Annotated in this window: 13 protein-coding genes; 7 read left to right on the top strand and 6 right to left on the bottom strand. The window is 72.9% G+C overall.

Annotated elements, in window-relative coordinates; all coding sequences use genetic code 11:
* Positions 1-56 precede the first annotated feature (56 nt).
* A complete protein-coding gene (locus ABZ576_RS20870) occupies positions 57-941 on the bottom strand; it encodes a DUF6424 family protein (RefSeq protein WP_360742536.1) in 885 nt (294 codons plus the stop codon).
* 224 nt (positions 942-1,165) lie between these two features.
* Positions 1,166-1,642 carry an SRPBCC family protein gene (locus ABZ576_RS20865; RefSeq protein ID WP_360742533.1) on the bottom strand — a complete coding sequence of 159 codons (477 nt, stop codon included), beginning with the start codon at positions 1,640-1,642 and terminating at the stop codon, positions 1,166-1,168.
* A 247-nt stretch (positions 1,643-1,889) separates the two neighbouring features.
* Here ABZ576_RS20865 and htpG point away from each other — a divergent pair, with 247 nt between their 5' ends.
* Positions 1,890-3,800, top strand: coding sequence for a molecular chaperone HtpG (gene htpG / locus ABZ576_RS20860; protein ID WP_360742530.1), 1,911 nt, complete (start codon positions 1,890-1,892; stop codon positions 3,798-3,800).
* A gap of 318 nt (positions 3,801-4,118) precedes the next feature.
* Here the strand turns inward: htpG and ABZ576_RS20855 are convergent, their stop codons facing one another.
* Positions 4,119-4,322, bottom strand: a complete 204-nt coding sequence (locus ABZ576_RS20855) for a hypothetical protein (protein WP_360742527.1) — start codon at positions 4,320-4,322, stop codon at positions 4,119-4,121.
* 340 nt (positions 4,323-4,662) lie between these two features.
* Between ABZ576_RS20855 and ABZ576_RS20850 the strand changes: the two genes are divergently transcribed.
* Positions 4,663-6,207 carry a carboxylesterase family protein gene (locus ABZ576_RS20850; RefSeq protein ID WP_360742524.1) on the top strand — a complete coding sequence of 515 codons (1,545 nt, stop codon included), beginning with the start codon at positions 4,663-4,665 and terminating at the stop codon, positions 6,205-6,207.
* A gap of 70 nt (positions 6,208-6,277) precedes the next feature.
* Here the strand turns inward: ABZ576_RS20850 and mmuM are convergent, their stop codons facing one another.
* Positions 6,278-7,195: a homocysteine S-methyltransferase gene (gene mmuM, locus ABZ576_RS20845; RefSeq protein ID WP_360742521.1), complete on the bottom strand. Its 918-nt coding sequence runs from the start codon at positions 7,193-7,195 to the stop codon at positions 6,278-6,280.
* A gap of 339 nt (positions 7,196-7,534) precedes the next feature.
* Here mmuM and ABZ576_RS20840 point away from each other — a divergent pair, with 339 nt between their 5' ends.
* Together ABZ576_RS20840 and ABZ576_RS20835 are read left to right on the top strand one after the other, a co-directional pair.
* Positions 7,535-8,614 carry a glycoside hydrolase family 43 protein gene (locus ABZ576_RS20840; RefSeq protein ID WP_360742519.1) on the top strand — a complete coding sequence of 360 codons (1,080 nt, stop codon included), beginning with the start codon at positions 7,535-7,537 and terminating at the stop codon, positions 8,612-8,614.
* A 1-nt stretch (position 8,615) separates the two neighbouring features.
* Positions 8,616-10,025: a family 43 glycosylhydrolase gene (locus ABZ576_RS20835; protein ID WP_360742516.1), complete on the top strand. Its 1,410-nt coding sequence runs from the start codon at positions 8,616-8,618 to the stop codon at positions 10,023-10,025.
* 6 nt (positions 10,026-10,031) lie between these two features.
* Here ABZ576_RS20835 and ABZ576_RS20830 read toward each other — a convergent pair whose 3' ends face one another.
* Positions 10,032-10,970: an NADP-dependent oxidoreductase gene (locus tag ABZ576_RS20830; RefSeq protein ID WP_360742513.1), complete on the bottom strand. Its 939-nt coding sequence runs from the start codon at positions 10,968-10,970 to the stop codon at positions 10,032-10,034.
* Positions 10,971-11,065: 95 nt separating this feature from the next.
* Between ABZ576_RS20830 and ABZ576_RS20825 the strand changes: the two genes are divergently transcribed.
* Entirely contained in the window at positions 11,066-11,461 is a 396-nt protein-coding gene (locus ABZ576_RS20825; RefSeq protein WP_360742510.1) for a helix-turn-helix domain-containing protein, read from the top strand.
* A gap of 4 nt (positions 11,462-11,465) precedes the next feature.
* On the opposite strand, the gene ABZ576_RS20820 is transcribed toward ABZ576_RS20825, so the two are convergent.
* Positions 11,466-13,145: a rhamnogalacturonan lyase B N-terminal domain-containing protein gene (locus ABZ576_RS20820; RefSeq protein WP_360742507.1), complete on the bottom strand. Its 1,680-nt coding sequence runs from the start codon at positions 13,143-13,145 to the stop codon at positions 11,466-11,468.
* A gap of 190 nt (positions 13,146-13,335) precedes the next feature.
* Between ABZ576_RS20820 and ABZ576_RS20815 the strand changes: the two genes are divergently transcribed.
* Together ABZ576_RS20815 and ABZ576_RS20810 are read left to right on the top strand one after the other, a co-directional pair.
* Positions 13,336-14,406 (top strand): rhamnogalacturonan acetylesterase, encoded by a 1,071-nt coding sequence (locus ABZ576_RS20815; protein ID WP_360742504.1) that lies wholly within the window; start codon positions 13,336-13,338, stop codon positions 14,404-14,406.
* A gap of 67 nt (positions 14,407-14,473) precedes the next feature.
* A partial coding sequence (locus ABZ576_RS20810; RefSeq protein ID WP_360742501.1) for a DUF2264 domain-containing protein occupies positions 14,474-15,980 on the top strand: 1,507 nt, incomplete at its 3' end.

Here is a 15,980-nt window from a genome sequence, read left to right as displayed (position 1 = left end):
GCCGGTCCCCGGCCGGCGGCCGCCCCCGGCGCGGCCACCGCCACCGTGGCCGGGCGTCAGGCCGGGCGGCGGCCGTTCCCGCGCCCGCGGCGCGTGGCGAGCGGGCCGGACGCCGTGCGCTGCCCCGGCTCGATCTGCGCGGAGAACGCCTGGAGCGCGGTCGAACTGTTCGGCGGCAGGACCGCCATCAGCCCCAGGTCCTGCGCCTCCGCGAGGGTGCCCGCGGCCCGGCTGCCCTCCGGGGCGTGCACCAGCCGCACATGCCCGTCGCCGGAGCCCCGCCGGTCCACCGGCGTCACGGCCCCGTGCGTGCCGTCGGGCAGCGTCACCCACAACTGGAAGTCCTCGTACCGGACGAAGTCGGCGCCCTTCACCGGCCACGGGTAGTGGTGCTCGCCGGGAACCTTCGGCAGGATCCCCTGGTGGTTCCCGCGGCTCATCGGGACACAGGCGTTGAAGAGGGAGTCCGTCCACGCCTCGACGCCGTCGGCGTCCTCGACGGGTGTCCGGAGCAGGTCACCGGCCTCCTCGTAACCGAGTTCGGCCAGCGCCGGCAGGGTGAGCGGGAAGGCCGCCACGAGTTCGGCCGCGTCCCGGCGCAACCGGTCCACGCGCCACGGCTCGGCGCAGAACTGCATGCTCCACTCGATGCCCACGCGGGCCCGGTACATCCGCCAGCCCCCCTCCGCCCTCACCCAGAGGCTGCCGCCGTGGTGCATCTCCCAGTGCTCCGACCCGGTGGGCCGGGGCCCGTAGGGGAGGTCCTCGTCGGCCATCTCCGCGATGATCTTGCGCGCCGTCTGCTTCGCGGCTCTGAAGAACGCCGATTCGAACCGCTTCGGGTGCTTGACCAGCCGAATCTTCCAGGGATGGTTCTCCGAACGGGTGCCGCCGGGCTCGATGGTGTCGGGCAGACCGGCGACGCTGCCGGCGCGGGTCATGGTGGCCTCCTCGTGCCGACCGCGGTTCCCGCGTACGGTCCGCGGTGCCGAGTGCCCCCCGGGTGACGAGTGCCCCCTGTGATTATCGTGCGCCCCGGGGCGCGAGTGTGCGAGCCGGGAGCCCCGTCGCCCCGATGGACGCAAAAGCCGCCGCCTCCGCCCGGAGGGGGAACTCCGGGGCGGAGGCGGCGGCTCGACGGCGTGTGCCGTGTGGCGGCGGGCGGTCACACGGCCGAGCCGGGGTCTCCCGGACGGATCCGGCCGCGCCACTCACCGGACTCACCGCCGCGCTCCTCGATGTACTCCTTGAACCGCTTCATGTCCCCCTTGACGCGCCGGTCGATCGTGCCGATCAGGTCGCCGACCTTCTCCACGGCTCCACTGGGCTCCACGTCCATCACCAGCTCGACCCTGGTGTGCATGTCGTCCACGCGCTCGAAGCGGACCATGCCCCTCTGGTTGGTGTCGCCGCTGGTGGTGCGCCAGGTGATGCGCTCGTCGGGGAGCTGGTCGACGATCTCGGTGTCGAACTCCCGGGTCACGCCACCGATCTTCGTGGTCCAGTGATTGTGCCGGGCGTCCAGCTGCCGGACCTCCTCGACGCCTTCCATGAACTTCGGGAACTGCTCGAACTGCGTCCACTGGTTGTAGGCGGTGTGGAGCGGGACCTCGACCTCCACCGTTTCCCTGACCGTGCTCATCTGTGTACCTCCGTGTCACTGCTTGCGTTCCCGACGGCCGAGTACCCGGGGAATGCGGGGTCATGAGCCCCGACTTCGCGGTCTCCGCAGCGTGAGGAGGTGGACACCCAGCGCATCGGCCACGCCGGGACGCAGGGGCCCCAGTTCGATCCGGCCACTGCCCCCTGTTTCGGCCACCCGCCCTGACGTGGTGTTTTACAGTGTCTGCCATCGGTTCCGGCGACAGCACCTGTGAGGTATCGCGAACATGCCGACTGAGACGTTTGAGTTTCAGGTGGAGGCCCGTCAGCTGCTCCAGCTGATGATCCATTCGGTCTATTCGAACAAGGATGTCTTCCTGCGGGAGCTCATCTCCAACGCCTCCGACGCCCTGGACAAGCTGCGTCTGGAGAAGCTCTGGGACGACTCGCTCGACGCCGACGTGTCCGACCTGCACATCGAGCTCGACATCGACAAGGACGCCCGTACGCTCACCGTGCGGGACAACGGCATCGGGATGTCGTACGACGAGGTCGGCCGGCTCATCGGCACGATCGCCAACTCGGGCACCGCCAAGTTCCTGCAGGAGCTGCGCGAGGCCCGGGACGCGGCCGGCGAGGAGGGGCTGATCGGCCAGTTCGGCGTCGGCTTCTACTCCGGCTTCATGGTGGCGGACGAGGTCACCCTGCTGACCCGGCGCGCCGGCGAGAGCCAGGGCACCCGCTGGTCGTCGCGGGGCGAGGGGACGTACACGCTGGAGCGGGTGGACGAGGCGCCGCAGGGGACCTCGGTCACGCTCCACCTCAAGCCGGCCGACCCCGAGAACCAGCTCCACGACTACACCTCACCGTGGAAGATCAAGGAGATCGTCAAGCGGTACTCGGACTTCATCACCTGGCCCGTCCGGATGGTGCCCGAGCGGCCCGCCTCCGCCGACGGCGGCGACGAGGCGCCCGAACCCGAGACGCTCAACTCCATGAAGGCGCTGTGGGCGCGGCCGCGCGACGAGGTGTCCGACGACGAGTACCACGAGCTGTACAAGCACATCGGCCACGACTGGCGTGACCCCCTGGAGACGATCCGGCTCCAGGCGGAGGGCACCTTCGAGTACCAGGCCCTGCTGTTCCTGCCCGCGCACGCCCCCCACGACCTCTTCACGCGGGACTTCAGGCGCGGCGTCCAGCTGTACGTCAAGCGCGTGTTCATCATGGACGACTGCGAGGCGCTGCTGCCGCCGTACCTCCGCTTCGTCAAGGGCGTGGTCGACGCGGCGGACCTCTCGCTCAACGTCTCCCGCGAGATCCTCCAGCAGGACCGCCACATCGAGATGATGCGGCGGCGGCTGACGAAGAAGGTCCTGTCCACGGTCAAGGAGATGATGACCAAGGACCAGGAGCGGTACGGCACGTTCTGGCGGGAGTTCGGCACGGTCCTGAAGGAGGGACTGGTCACCGACTCGGAGAACCGCGACGCCATCCTCGCCGTCGCGTCCTTCGCCAGCACGCACCACGACACCGAGCCGACCACGCTCAAGGGCTATGTGGAGCGGATGAAGGACGGGCAGGAGGACATCTACTACCTGACCGGCGAGTCCCGGCAGAGCATCGAGAACTCCCCGCACATGGAGGCGTTCCGGGAGCGGGGCATCGAGGTGCTGCTGCTCACCGACCCGGTGGACGAGGTGTGGGCGGACGCCGTCGGCGAGTACGAGGGCAAGAAGCTGCGGTCCGTCGCCAAGGGGCAGATCGACCTCGACGCCGAGGACGAGGACACCGCCGAGGGCGAGCGGGAGAAGCAGACCGAGGAGTACTCCGGGCTGCTCGGCTGGATGAAGGAGCAGCTGGAGGAGGACATCAAGGAGGTACGCCTGTCCTCGCGCCTCACCGTCTCCCCGGCCTGTGTCGTCTCCGACGCGCACGATCTGACCCCGGCCCTGGAGAACATGTACCGCGCGATGGGCCAGGAGGTGCCGAGCGCCAAGCGGATCCTGGAGCTCAACCCGGACCACCAGCTGGTCAAGGGCCTCAACCAGGCGTACAAGGAGCGCACGGACCGCGCGGAGCTCGCCGAGACCGCCGAGCTCCTGCACGGCCTGGCCGTGCTCGCCGAGGGCGGCCAGCCGAAGGAGCCGGCCCGGTTCGTCAAGCTGATGGCGGACCGGCTGGAACGCGCGCTGTAACGCGACCGCCCCCGGCACCGGCGGCCCGCCCCACGGAAGACACCCGGGGCGACGGGCGGACCGCCCGCCGGGGCGTGCCAGGGGGTGTCCCGCCGATCATCGCGGGCTCCGGCCCGATCGACGGGACGCCCCTAGGCCGTGTCTTTCGGATCACCCCGGGGCCGCGGGGCTTGGCACGCACATCTGCCGCGTTGTCGTCGGTCGCCGACGCGCCGCGTCGACTCCCTCCTCCGCCTTGCAGCTGCACGCACCAAGCCCCGCTCACCGGCACCACCAACGAACCGCACCCCGGAGTCGGGCTGATCCGAAAGACACGGCCTAGTCCTCGGTGAGGTCGGGGCGGCCGTTCTCGTCGACCTCGACGTCCTCCTTCGGGTCGTGCTCGTCGGCGGGCCCGGCCACGGTGGCGCGCTGCTGTCCGGGGGCGAGGGTGCGGCAGGCGGCGTGGGCCGTGCCGTAGGCGGTGACCAGGGCGACTGCGGCCACGGCGAGGGCCGCGGCGGTACGCGTGGTGTGGTTCATGCCCGGCAAACGATCTCCACGGGTGCGGGGTCACCGCCCGCAGGGCGAACCGGCCCGCGATATCACGCGGTCGGCCGCTCCGCGGCGACGGACGCGCGGGCCGTGCGGCGGTTCGCCGGCGGCGGGACCGCGCGTCAGCCGGGTTCCCCCGCCCCGATGTCCACCGAACGGCCCAGTGAGCGGCCCCTGCGCCGGAATACCGCCGCGCACTGTGGTGCTCTGATGTGAACGGTGCACGGCGCCGCCGGCGCGCGTGCGGGCGCCGGAGCACGGCGAAGGGGTGGTGGGCGAGGTGACGGCAGAGCAGCCGGGGCCCGTGGCGGCGAAACGGGCGGAGCCCGTGGTCACCACACCCCACGGAGCCGTGCGCGGCCGGTACGAGCGGGGGATCGCGGTCTTCCGCGGCATCCCGTACGCCGCCCCGCCCTTCGGCCCCCTGCGGTTCCGCCCGCCCCGGCCGCCCGAGCCCTGGGACGGGGTGCGGGACGCGGGTGCCTTCGGGCCGACCGCGCCGAAACCGCCGTACTCCGAGGCGTTCGCCCAGTACCTGTCCGACCCGGTGATTCCCGGCGACGACTGCCTCAACCTCAACGTGTGGACCCCCGAACCCGGCCCGGGCGCCCGGCTGCCGGTGCTGGTCTGGCTCCACGGCGGAGCGCTGACCAGGGGCTCCTCGGCCGTCCCGGTGTACGACGGCAGCGCCTTCGCGCGCGACGGGGTCGTCTGTGTCTCGGTCAACTACCGGCTGGGGGTGGAGGGGTACGGCCTCTTCCCGGACGCACCCCCCAACCCGGGCCTGCGCGACCAGCTCGCCGCCCTGCGCTGGGTGCACGACACGATCGAGGCGTTCGGGGGTGATCCCGGCCGGATCACCCTGTGCGGCCAGTCGGCCGGTGCCATCAGCGCGGGCGTCCTGCTCGCCGCGCCCCAGACACGGGGCCTGATCCGGCGCGCGGTGCTCCAGAGCGGCCCGCCCGAGGTCTGCGACCGCGACAAGGTGCGCCGGATGGTGCGCCGGATGGCGACCCGGCTGAGGATCCCCGCCACCGCCGAGGCGTTCGCCGCCGTCGACCGCGAGCTGCTGCTGCGCACCCAGGCCGAGGCCGGCCGGCTCGGCGGCCCGGTGCTCGGCGGACCCGCCTTCGGCATCGTCGTGGACGGCGACCTCGTACCCCGGGACCCGCTCAAGGCGCTGACCGAGGGCACCGCGGCACCGGACGTGGAGCTGCTGATGGGCTGGACCCGGGACGAGTACCGGCTGTGGCTGGTGCCCGGCGGGCTGCTGGAGCGCGTCGACCGGCTCGGCGCGGTCGCCCTGGCCGGGGCCATGGCCCGCTGCCACGCCGGGCACGAGGTGCCGCGCGGCTACCGCGCGCTGCACCCCGACGCCGGGGCCGCCGAGATCGTCGGCCAGATGGTCACCGACCACCTGCTGCGGATACCGCTGCACCGGCTCGCCGACGCCCGCCCCGGCGCCGCCTGGCTGTACGAGTTCGCGTGGCCGTCGGGCCTTCCCGGCCTCGGCTCCTGCCACGCCCTGGAACTGGGGTTCGTCTTCGACACCGGGGACGTGCCCGAGTCCAGGAAGCTGGCCGGCGAGGGCGCCCCGCGGGAACTGTGCGACGCGATGCACGCCGCCTGGGTGCGGTTCGTGACGACCGGGCATCCCGGCTGGGCGGCCTGGGACGCCACCCATCCGGTACGGATCTTCGACGGCGGCGCCCCGTACACGGCCTACGGCCCACGCGACGCGGAGGTCGCGCTGTGGTCGGCGGCGCCCACCGTCCCGGCACCGCCGCGCACCTCCGTGCCCCGCGCGCCCGGCGCCGAACTCGCCGCCGCGATGCGCCGCCTGCGCCGCTCGGTGACCACACTGCGCCGCTGACCGGCCCGCCCGCGTGCGGGGGAGCACCGGCATGCGGGGAGTGCCGGGGGAGGGTGTGGCGGGACGTGGATCACACCGTTCGGGCGATCGCGGCGATCCCCTCCGGCCCCACCCGGCAGCACCCCCCGATCAACCGGGCCCCCGCCTCCCGCCACGCCGTGACCTGCGCGGCGCCGAACGTCGTACGCCCCCGCCAGGCCCGGGCCCGCGCGTCCCAGCCCTCACCGCTGTTCGGGTAGACCACGACCGGCCTGCCGGTGACCCGGGCCGCGATCCCGGCGGCGGGCCCGACGTCCTGGGGGGCGCAGCAGTTCACCCCGACGGCGATCACCTCGTCCACGCCGGCGGCGAGGGCGAACGCCTCCTCCAGCGGCTGGCCGGCCCGGGTCCGCGGACCGTCGACGGTGTACGACAGCCAGACCGGCACGCCCAGCCCCCGCACCGCCCGCAGCAACGCGGCGGCCTCGTCGGCGTCCGGGACGGTCTCCAGCGCCAGCACGTCCGGCGCGGCGGCGGCCAGCACCTCGATCCGCGGGCGGTGGAACCGTTCCAGTTCGGCCACGCTCAGCCCGTACCGGCCCCGGTACTCGGAGCCGTCCGCGAGCATCGCCCCGTACGGTCCCACCGACGCGGCCACCCACAGCGGCCGTTCGACGCCCTTCTGCGCCGCCTGCCGGGCCGCCGCGCGGGCCAGTTCCACGCTGCGGGCGAGCAGCCGCGCGGTCTCCTCGCGGCCGGTGCCGCGCTTGGCGAAGCCCTCGAAGGTGGCCTGGTAGCTGGCCGTGATGGCCACGCTCGCGCCCGCGAGGAAGTAGGCGAGGTGGGCGTCGGTGACCGCCTCGGGCCGCTCGGCGAGCAGCCGCGCCGACCACAGCTCGTCGCTCAGGTCGTGCCCGGCCGACTCCAGCTGGTTCGACATGCCGCCGTCGAGCACGACCGTCCCGGCGGTGAGGGCGTCGGCGAGGCTGGGGGAGGTGTCGCTGGTCATGTCACGACGCTAGTCGACGGGGAGCGGAGCGGGCCCCGGCGTCCGGCAGGTGGGAGCGCGTGGCGGTGGACGTGAGGCGCCGGCTTGCCGGCCGGGCGTCTCGCGGCGGCAGAGCCCCCCGGCTGTCCGGCCGCTCGGCTCCCCGCTCGCCCGGCTCGCCGACCGCTCGGCTCCCCGGTCGCCCGGCCGGAGAAAGCGTTTTCCCCCGCTCGCGTCGGACCCATTGACCACTCCCAGGCGCACCCTTACCTTTTCCGCGTTCGGTATCACAGATGATGATCGGTATTTCGGACAATCGATACGCCGAACGACCGCGTTCCCCACCGAGAGGCAGTCCGCATGAGCCGCGACCACGACCTGCCCGACGTCCCCAGCCGCAGACTGGTGCTCAAGGGCGCCGCGCTGGCCGCCGGCGCCCTGGCCGTCGCCCCCGGGGCGGCCCAGGCGGCCCCCGCCCCCGCGAAGCCGGCCCCCTACGCCAACCCCCTCGTCCTCCAGCGCGCCGACCCCCACATCACCCGCCACACCGACGGCCGCTACTACTTCACGGCGACCGTCCCCGAGTACGACCGCATCGTCCTGCGCCGCTCCCGCACCCTGGGCGGTCTCGGCACGGCGGCCGAGTCGGTGATCTGGCGGGCGCACGCCACCGGCCCGATGGGGGCCCACATCTGGGCGCCGGAGCTGCACCGGATCGGCGGCAAGTGGTACATCTACTTCGCCTCGGCCCCCGCCGAGGACGTGTGGGCCATCCGCATCTGGGTGCTGGAGAACGCCCACCCCGACCCCTTCCGGGGGACCTGGGTCGAGCGGGGTCAGGTCAAGACCGCCTGGGAGACCTTCTCCCTGGACGCCACCACCTTCAAGCACCGCGGGACCCGCTACCTGGTGTGGGCCCAGCACGAGCCCGGCATGGACGGCAACACCGCGCTGTGGATCTCCCGGATGGCCGACCCCTGGACGCTCACCGGCCCCCAGGTGCGGCTGTCCACGCCCGAGTACGACTGGGAGTGCGTCGGCTACAAGGTCAACGAGGGCCCGTACGTGCTCCGGCGCAACGGCCGCGTCTTCCTCACCTACTCCGCCAGCGCCACCGACCGGCACTACTGCGTGGGCCTGCTGACGGCCGACGCCGACAGCGACCTGATGGACGCCGCGAGCTGGGCCAAGTCGCCCGTTCCCGTCTTCACCAGCAACGACACCACCCGGCAGTACGGGCCGGGCCACAACTGCTTCACCGTGGCCGAGGACGGCCGTACCGACGTCCTCGTCTACCACGCCCGCCAGTACGAAGAGATCACCGGCGACCCGCTGCACGACCCCAACCGGCACACCCGCATCCAGAAGCTCGGCTGGAAGCCGGACGGCACCCCGGACTTCGGCGTCCCCGTGGCGGACACCGTGCAGGAGGGTGTGTGAAATGAAACGCGCGTACGCGCTCCTGCTGGCCCTGTGCTGCTCCCTCGCCGCCGCCCTGGCGACGGCCGGTCCGGCGCGGGCGGCACCGCTGACGATCACCAACGGCACACGGTTCACGGACACTTCGGGCAACCCCGTGCACGCCCACGGCGGCGGCGTGCTCCGGGTCGGTGCCTACTACTACTGGTTCGGCGAGGACCGCAACAGCGACAACACCTTCCGGTCCGTGGACGCCTACCGCTCCACCGACCTGCGGAACTGGGAGTTCCGCGGCCACGTCCTGACCCGGTCCTCCGCCCCCGAACTGGCCACCGCCTACATCGAGCGCCCCAAGGTCGTCTACAACGCGGCCACCGGCACGTTCGTCATGTGGATGCACAAGGAGAACGGCACCGACTACAGCGAGGCCCGGGCGGCCGTCGCCGTCTCCGACACCGTCGACGGCGGCTACTCCTACCGCGGCAGCTTCCGGCCGCTCGGCCGGTACATGTCCCGCGACCTGACGACGTACGTCGACACCGACGGCACCGCCTACCTGGTCTCGGCCGCCAACGAGAACTACGACCTGCACATCTACAAGCTGACCGCCGACTACACCGGCGTCGCCGGCCTGGTCGCCAACCCCTGGCCCGGCGGCCACCGCGAGGCCCCGGCCCTCTTCAAGCGCAACGGTGTGTACTTCATGCTCACCTCGGGCGCCACCGGCTGGAACCCCAACCAGCAGCAGTACGCCACGGCCACCTCGCTCGCCGGGCCCTGGACCTCCTGGACCAACACCGGCGACTCCACGGCCTACGGCTCGCAGACCGCCTACGTCCTGCCCGTGCAGGGCGGTTCGGGTACCTCCTACCTCTACCTGGGCGACCGGTGGGGCAACTCCTTCGGCGGCACGGTCAACGACTCCCGGTACGTCTGGCTGCCGCTGGCCTTCCCCACCCCGACCTCGATGAGCATGTCCTGGTACCCGGAGGTCACCGTCGACGCCGCCGCCGGCACCGTCGGCGGGACCAGCGCCGCCTATCGCACGCTGACCGCGCGGCACAGCTCCAAGTGCGCCGACGTACCGAACCAATCTTTGTGGCAGGGCGTCGCCGTCGGCCAGTACACGTGCAACGGCGGCACCAACCAGAAGTGGTGGTTCAAGGACCTCGGCAACGGCTACCAGGCGCTGCTCGGCCGGGGCAGCTCCCTGTGTCTCCAGGAGAACGCCAGCGGCGTCACCCAGGAGGACTGCACCGGCGCCGCCGCCCAGCAGTGGTCCGTCGTCACCTCCGGCGCCTACGTGACGGTCCGGGCCCGGACGACCGGGGAGTGCCTGGACGTCTCCGGCGCGTCCACCGCCGATTCCGCCGCGCTCATCACCTACACCTGCAGCGGAGCCGGCAACCAGCAGTGGAAACTGGGCGGTTGACGGTCCTCACGGCGTCAGGACGATCTTGCCGGTGGTGCGCTTCGCCTCGATGGTGCGGTGGGCCTCGGCGGCCTCGGCCAGCGGAAGGACCCGCTGGACCGCGACCCGCAGCCGGCCCGCCTCGATGCGCTCGGTGATCTGCTCCAGCAGCCGGCCGGAGGGCTCGGCCGTGACCCAGGTGTAGCGCAGGCCGCGGGAGGCGGCCTGCGCCTCGTCCGTACCGGGATCGATCGACGCGCCGACCAGCAGACCGCCGGGCCGCAGCACCTCCAGGGACCGCGGCCCGTAGTCACCGCCGACCAGGTCCAGGACCACGTCCACCGGAGCCACGGCGGTCCGGAAGTCGGTGGTGGTGTGGTCGATCAGTTCGTCGGCGCCCAGCCCGCGCAGGAGGCCGTGGTTGGCCTCCCGCGCGGTGCCGGTCACATGGGCCCCGAGCTCCTTGGCCAGTTGCACCGCGACATGACCGACGCCGCCCGCCGCCGCGTGGACGAGCACCCGGTCGCCGGGCCGGACCCGTGCCAGCACGGCCAGCGCCTGCCAGGCGGTGATCGCGACCAGCGGTACGGCCCCGGCGTGCGCGAGGTCGAGGTTCCCCGGCGCGAAGGCCAGCGCGTCGGCCGGGGCGGTGGTGAACTCGGCGTACGCGCCGCGCGGTCCGACGGCCAGCATGCCGTACACCGCGTCGCCCGGGCGGAACCGCGTCACGCCCTCGCCCACCCGTGCCACGACACCGGCCACGTCGTTGCCCGGCGTCCACGGCAGGGGGACCAGCTCCGGCACCCGGCCGGACCGGAGCACCGCGTCGCCCGGGTTGACCCCGGCGCCGGCGACCCGCACCAGCACCTCGCCCGGACCCGGCTCCGGCACCTCGGTCTCCGTGTACGTGAGCACCTCGGGACCGCCGAACGCGGACTGGACAATGGCATGCATACGGGCGGACATCAGGACTCCTCGTCAGCGGATCGCGGTGCCTTCCCATGGTCGGTCCGCCCAAGGGCCGCGCGGAAGAAGGCACTTGTCTGATATCGAGGTTCCTCATGGATACCGGCTTCGACCTGAGAAAACACGGCGGCGTGGACGTCTTCTTGCGCGACTGCCCCACCCGCGCCGTCCTGGAGCTGATCGCCGGCAAGTGGACCATGCTGGTGCTGGTGGCACTCGAGGACGGCCGGCCCATGCGGTTCGCCGAACTGCGGCGGCGCCTCGACGGCGTGACACCGAAGGTCCTGACGCAGACCCTGCGCGCGCTGGAGCGCGAGGGCCTGCTCGTCCGGACGGTGTACCCCACCGTGCCGCCGCGCGTGGAGTACCGGCTGACGGTGATGGGCCAGGAGGTCGGCGGGCTGGTGCAGGGCATCACCGACTGGTCGCAGGCGAACATCGCGGCCATCCAGGCGGCACGGCAGGAGTTCGACGAGCGGGCCGTCGGCTGAGGGCTCAGGCCAGCAGGTCGATGGCGTCGATCGCCGTGCCCGCGCTGAGGAAGCCCGTCGTCCCCGACCCGCTCACCACGTCGATCCTCAGCACGTTGTACCGGCTGGTGTCCGTGTGCCAGGCGCCGGCCGGGACGACGTAGGTGAAGGTGTGGTTGTTGCCCCGGTACGAGCCCACCGTCAGGGAACGGGTGCTCGGCTGGGTGGGCGGGGAGGGGATCGCCGACGTCCAGGTGTCGTTCACCGTGACCTGCGGGCGGCCGTTGGCGTAGGCCGTCGTCACGCCGATCCGCAGGGTGTGCGCGGCGGCGGCCTGCGCGGCGGTGAGCCGGAAGTAGACGAGCAGGCCGCTGTTGACGTCCTTCCACAGGTAGCAGGGGAAGGCGGACGTCTCGGTGCCGCTGCCGATCACCACGTTGCCGGTCCAGGGCGCGGCCCGGACGTCGGAGGGATGGGCGTACGTCATCAGGTCGGCGTTCTTGAAGCCGCTCGGCGTGCCGTTCCAGTCGCCGATGCGCCAGACGGCGTTCGCCGCCGACGGGTCGTTGGAGGCCGGGACCGTGAGCGTGTTCAGGGTGGTCGTCGCGCCCGCGGACACGGTCACCTGGGTGCTGTGCACGGCCAGCTCGCCCTTGTACACCGTCAGGGTGTAGGTGCCCGGCAGCACGCGGGAGACGGAGAAGTACCCGTCCGAGGCGCGGGCCGCCGCCCAGTACTGCGCCGACGCGCCGGCCAGTCCCACGGTGTAGGGATGGGCCGTGTCCCGCCCGGCGATGCCGACCCCGGCGACCCGCCCCCGGCCGCTGTCGGGTACGTACCCGGAGATGCCCAGCGAGTCGGCCCACGGCGTGGTCAGCGTGCCGGGGTACAGCGCGGACGACGGTGCCCCGCCGTCCGTGAACGCGATGACGTACGGGCCCTGCAGGCCGTACCGCTCGGCCTCGGTCTGGTTCTCGCCGTAGTGGAGGATCTCGTACAGCCCGCCGCCGTCCGCGCTCTGGTGGCGCAGCAGCGAGCGGTAGAAGGGGCCGCCGGACGCCTTCTCGTGGTTGCTGCGCACGATCCACAGGCCGACGCTGCCGGTGGTCCAGCCGATGGAGTCGTAGTCGATGACCCGGAGCCTGGAGTAGTGCTTGGAGCGGGTCTGGCCGTCGGACTTCGCGAACACGTCCGATGCCTCGATGGTGCTGGTGGTGTAGGTGTAGGAGTCCGGCTGGTCGTTGGGGAACAGGCCCGCCCTGACCCGGAGGATGTAACGGGTGGCGCTGACCGAGGAGTCGGCCTTGCGGGTCCACAGGTAGATGTTGTTCTCGCCGCTGCGGGCCGCGTAGTAGTGGCGCAGGGTGCCGTACGCGACGGAGACCAGGATGGTCGAGCCCGACTGAGTCAGGGTCACCGTGGAGGCGCCGAGGCCGGATTCGATGTGGGAGTTCTTGCCGCCGTAGCCCTGGTACTCGGTGCCCCGGTAGACCAGGGAGGTCAGGTCGCCGTTGGCCTTGCCGACCTTGAAGACCAGGTTGGCGCCGGTGTCGACGACGTAGTGCGTGCCGTCGTCGCGCCAGCCGAAGCCGGCCGCCGCCGCGGGGCGGGTGAGGGGGCCGGCCAGCGCGGCCGCGGCGGTCGCGGCCGCGGAGCCGAGGACGAAGGCACGGCGTCGGACCGTGCTGCTCCCGGATCCGGACATGGGGGTGCCTCCTGCAAAGGCCGTGGGGGGTGCGGGTGTTGGCAGGGTGACAGCTGGAGCGAGTCGGCGAAAGCCCTTTCGCAGCGCTCAAGTTGAAAGGCGAGCGGATTTGTCCCGCACTCTGGAAAGCGCTTGTCGGAAGGGGTACGGTCTCGGGTCGGCCGAGGTACGACCGATGGAGGAGCCGCGCATGAGACGTGTCACCGCCGCATCCCTGGTGACGGCCGCCCTGGCCGCCGCCGTGACGGCGGCACCCGCCCGGGCCGTCGTCACGACGGCGGCAGCGGCCCAGGCGCACGGCGGCCGGCCGCTCGGCACCGCCGGCTGCACCGCCACCGGCTGCCACTTCGACCTCCCGCCGGGCGCTTACGACGTCACCGTCCGGCTCGGCGGAGCGGCCGCGTCCAGCACGAGCGTCACGGGAGAGGCACGCCGCGCCCTGCTGCCCGAGACCGCCGTCGCACCCGGCGAGCGGGTCACCCGCGGCTTCACCGTGAACGTCCGCACCCCCGAGGGCGAACCGACCGGCGCGGACGGAACCCCCGGCCTGGACCTGTCCCTCGGCGGATCCGCTCCCGCCCTGGCCGGCATCCGGGTCACCCCCGCCCGGCACGACCGGCGGATCATCCTCATCGGTGACTCCACGGTCTGCGACCAGCCCGCCGCCCCCTACTCCGGCTGGGGCCAGCAGCTCCCGCAGTACCTGCGCAAGGGGCTGTCCGTCGCCAACTACGCGGACTCCGGCGAGAGCACGGTCAGCTACCTGGAGGACCCGCGCCTGTGGGCCACCGTCCAGCCACTGATCCGGCCCGGCGACCTCGTCCTCGTCCAGCTCGCGCACAACGACAAGACCACCGACGGGGCCACCTACCGGGCCAACCTGGAGAGGCTGGTGGCCGGCGTCCGGGAGAAGGGCGGCGAGCCGGTGCTGGTGACCCCGGTCGTGCGCCGCTGGTTCAACACCGACGGCACCCTGGACAACGGCACCGCCCTGCTGGTCAACGGTCTCGGCGTCGACCACCCGGCCGTCGTCCGCGCGGTCGCCGCCGCCGAGCGCGTCCCGCTGATCGACCTCACCGCCCGCACCAAGGCGCTGGTCGAATCCCTCGGCGTCGAAGGCTCCAAGGCGGTCTACCTCGTCGCCGAGAAGCGCGACAACACCCACACCTCCGTCCTCGGGGCCACTCTCTACGCGAGCCTGGTCCGCGACGAGCTCCTCGCCCTGCGGCTGGTGCCCGAGGGCAAGGTGAGGGTGGGATGAACTCCCGGGGCGCCCCGACCGGAACCGGGGCGTCCCGGGTTCCGCGAGGAAGGACGACACCGCCGTGATCCGACTGCCCGCCGACGACCGCGCCGTGAGCCCCCGCACCGGCTACACCCGCGCCCACTGGGAGTCCGCCGCCGACGCCCTGCTCGCCGCCGTCGAGCCGTACGCCACCCCCGACCGGGCCCTCTACCACCTGCCCGGCGACCACGTGGGCCACGCCGGCCGGCTCTCCGACGGCCTGGAGGGGTACGCCCGCACGCTGCTGCTGGCCGCGTTCCGCCGCGACGAGACCGCGCTCGGCCGGTATGCCGAGGGCCTCGCGGCCGGACCCGGCGGCGTCTGGCCGCGGATCACCGACCGCGGCCAGCCGCTGGTCGAGGCCGCCTCGATCGCGCTCGCCCTGCGGCTCACCAGGCCCCTGCTGTGGGACCGCCTGGACGACACCGTGCGGCAACGGACCGCCACCTGGCTGGCGGACGCGCTCACCGCCGAGCCGTGGCCGTGCAACTGGGAGCTGTTCCCGGTCACCGTCGGCGGCTTCCTCGCCGAGACCGGCCACCGGCAGGAGGCGGCCCGCAAGGCGATCGACCGCGGACTGGAGCGGATCGAGGACTGGTACGTCGGCGACGGCTGGTACACCGACGGCGACGGCCGCAAGTTCGACTACTACAACGGCTGGGCCATGCACCTCTACCCGGTCCTGCACGCCTGGCTGGCGCACGACGGTGACCTGCTGTCCTTGTACGGCGGCAGGCTCTCGCGCCACCTCGCCGACTACGCCCGCCTGTTCGGCGCCGACGGCGCCCCGCTCCACCAGGGCCGCTCCCTGACCTACCGGTTCGCCACGGCGGCCCCGCTCTGGCTCGGCGCCCTGACCGGACACACTCCGCTGCCCCCGGGCGAGACACGCCGCCTGGCCTCCGGCGCGCTGCGCTACTTCCTCGACGGCGGCGCGGTCGACGCGCGCGGCCTGCTGCCGCTCGGCTGGCTCGGCCCCGACGAGTCACTCGTGCAGGACTACTCGGGCCCCGCCTCCCCGTACTGGGCGAGCAAGGGCTTCCTCGGCCTGCTCCTGCCGCCGGACCACGAGGTCTGGACGGCACCGGAGGAACGGGGGCCGGCCGAACGGGCGGACGCGGTCCGGCCGCTGCCCGCCCCCAACTGGCTTCTCCAGTCCACCCGTTCCGACGGCCTGGTCCGACTGCACAACCACGGCAGCGAGGACGTCCGCTACGACCCCTACTACACCCGGCTCGCCTACTCGACCGCCACCACGCCCGTGCCGTCGTACGACAACAGCGTGCTCGTCGACGGCGATCCGAGCCGTGCGGAGATCGAGCCGCTCGGCACCGGGGAGGGGTGGGCCGCCTCCCGGCACACCGTGACGGCCGGCACCACCGTCACCAGCCTGGTGGTCGCCCGGGGCGCGGCGGAGGTGCGGGCCCACCTGGTGGCGGGCGCGGCGCCGGGAACCCTCGTGCGGGTGACGGGCTGGGCCGCCGGAGAGGGCGTGCGGGCCGATCTCGTCCCGGCGTACGGCCTGTCGGCGGGGCTGACCGGCCCGGCGG

It is taken from the genome of Streptomyces sp. NPDC013455 (assembly GCF_040632975.1).
Lineage (GTDB): Bacteria > Actinomycetota > Actinomycetes > Streptomycetales > Streptomycetaceae > Streptomyces.
The sequence above is the reverse complement of the archived record's forward strand: the minus strand, read 5'-3'. Positions and strand labels throughout refer to the sequence as shown.

Coding starts and splice junctions, on each gene's coding strand:
- ABZ576_RS20870 (WP_360742536.1), bottom strand. CDS start 941: ATGACCCGCGCCGGCAGCGTCGCCGGTCTGCCCGACACCATCGAGCCC.
- ABZ576_RS20865 (WP_360742533.1), bottom strand. CDS start 1,642: ATGAGCACGGTCAGGGAAACGGTGGAGGTCGAGGTCCCGCTCCACACC.
- htpG (WP_360742530.1), top strand. CDS start 1,890: ATGCCGACTGAGACGTTTGAGTTTCAGGTGGAGGCCCGTCAGCTGCTC.
- ABZ576_RS20855 (WP_360742527.1), bottom strand. CDS start 4,322: ATGAACCACACCACGCGTACCGCCGCGGCCCTCGCCGTGGCCGCAGTC.
- mmuM (WP_360742521.1), bottom strand. CDS start 7,195: ATGACCAGCGACACCTCCCCCAGCCTCGCCGACGCCCTCACCGCCGGG.
- ABZ576_RS20840 (WP_360742519.1), top strand. CDS start 7,535: ATGAGCCGCGACCACGACCTGCCCGACGTCCCCAGCCGCAGACTGGTG.
- ABZ576_RS20835 (WP_360742516.1), top strand. CDS start 8,616: ATGAAACGCGCGTACGCGCTCCTGCTGGCCCTGTGCTGCTCCCTCGCC.
- ABZ576_RS20830 (WP_360742513.1), bottom strand. CDS start 10,970: ATGTCCGCCCGTATGCATGCCATTGTCCAGTCCGCGTTCGGCGGTCCC.
- ABZ576_RS20825 (WP_360742510.1), top strand. CDS start 11,066: ATGGATACCGGCTTCGACCTGAGAAAACACGGCGGCGTGGACGTCTTC.
- ABZ576_RS20820 (WP_360742507.1), bottom strand. CDS start 13,145: ATGTCCGGATCCGGGAGCAGCACGGTCCGACGCCGTGCCTTCGTCCTC.
- ABZ576_RS20815 (WP_360742504.1), top strand. CDS start 13,336: ATGAGACGTGTCACCGCCGCATCCCTGGTGACGGCCGCCCTGGCCGCC.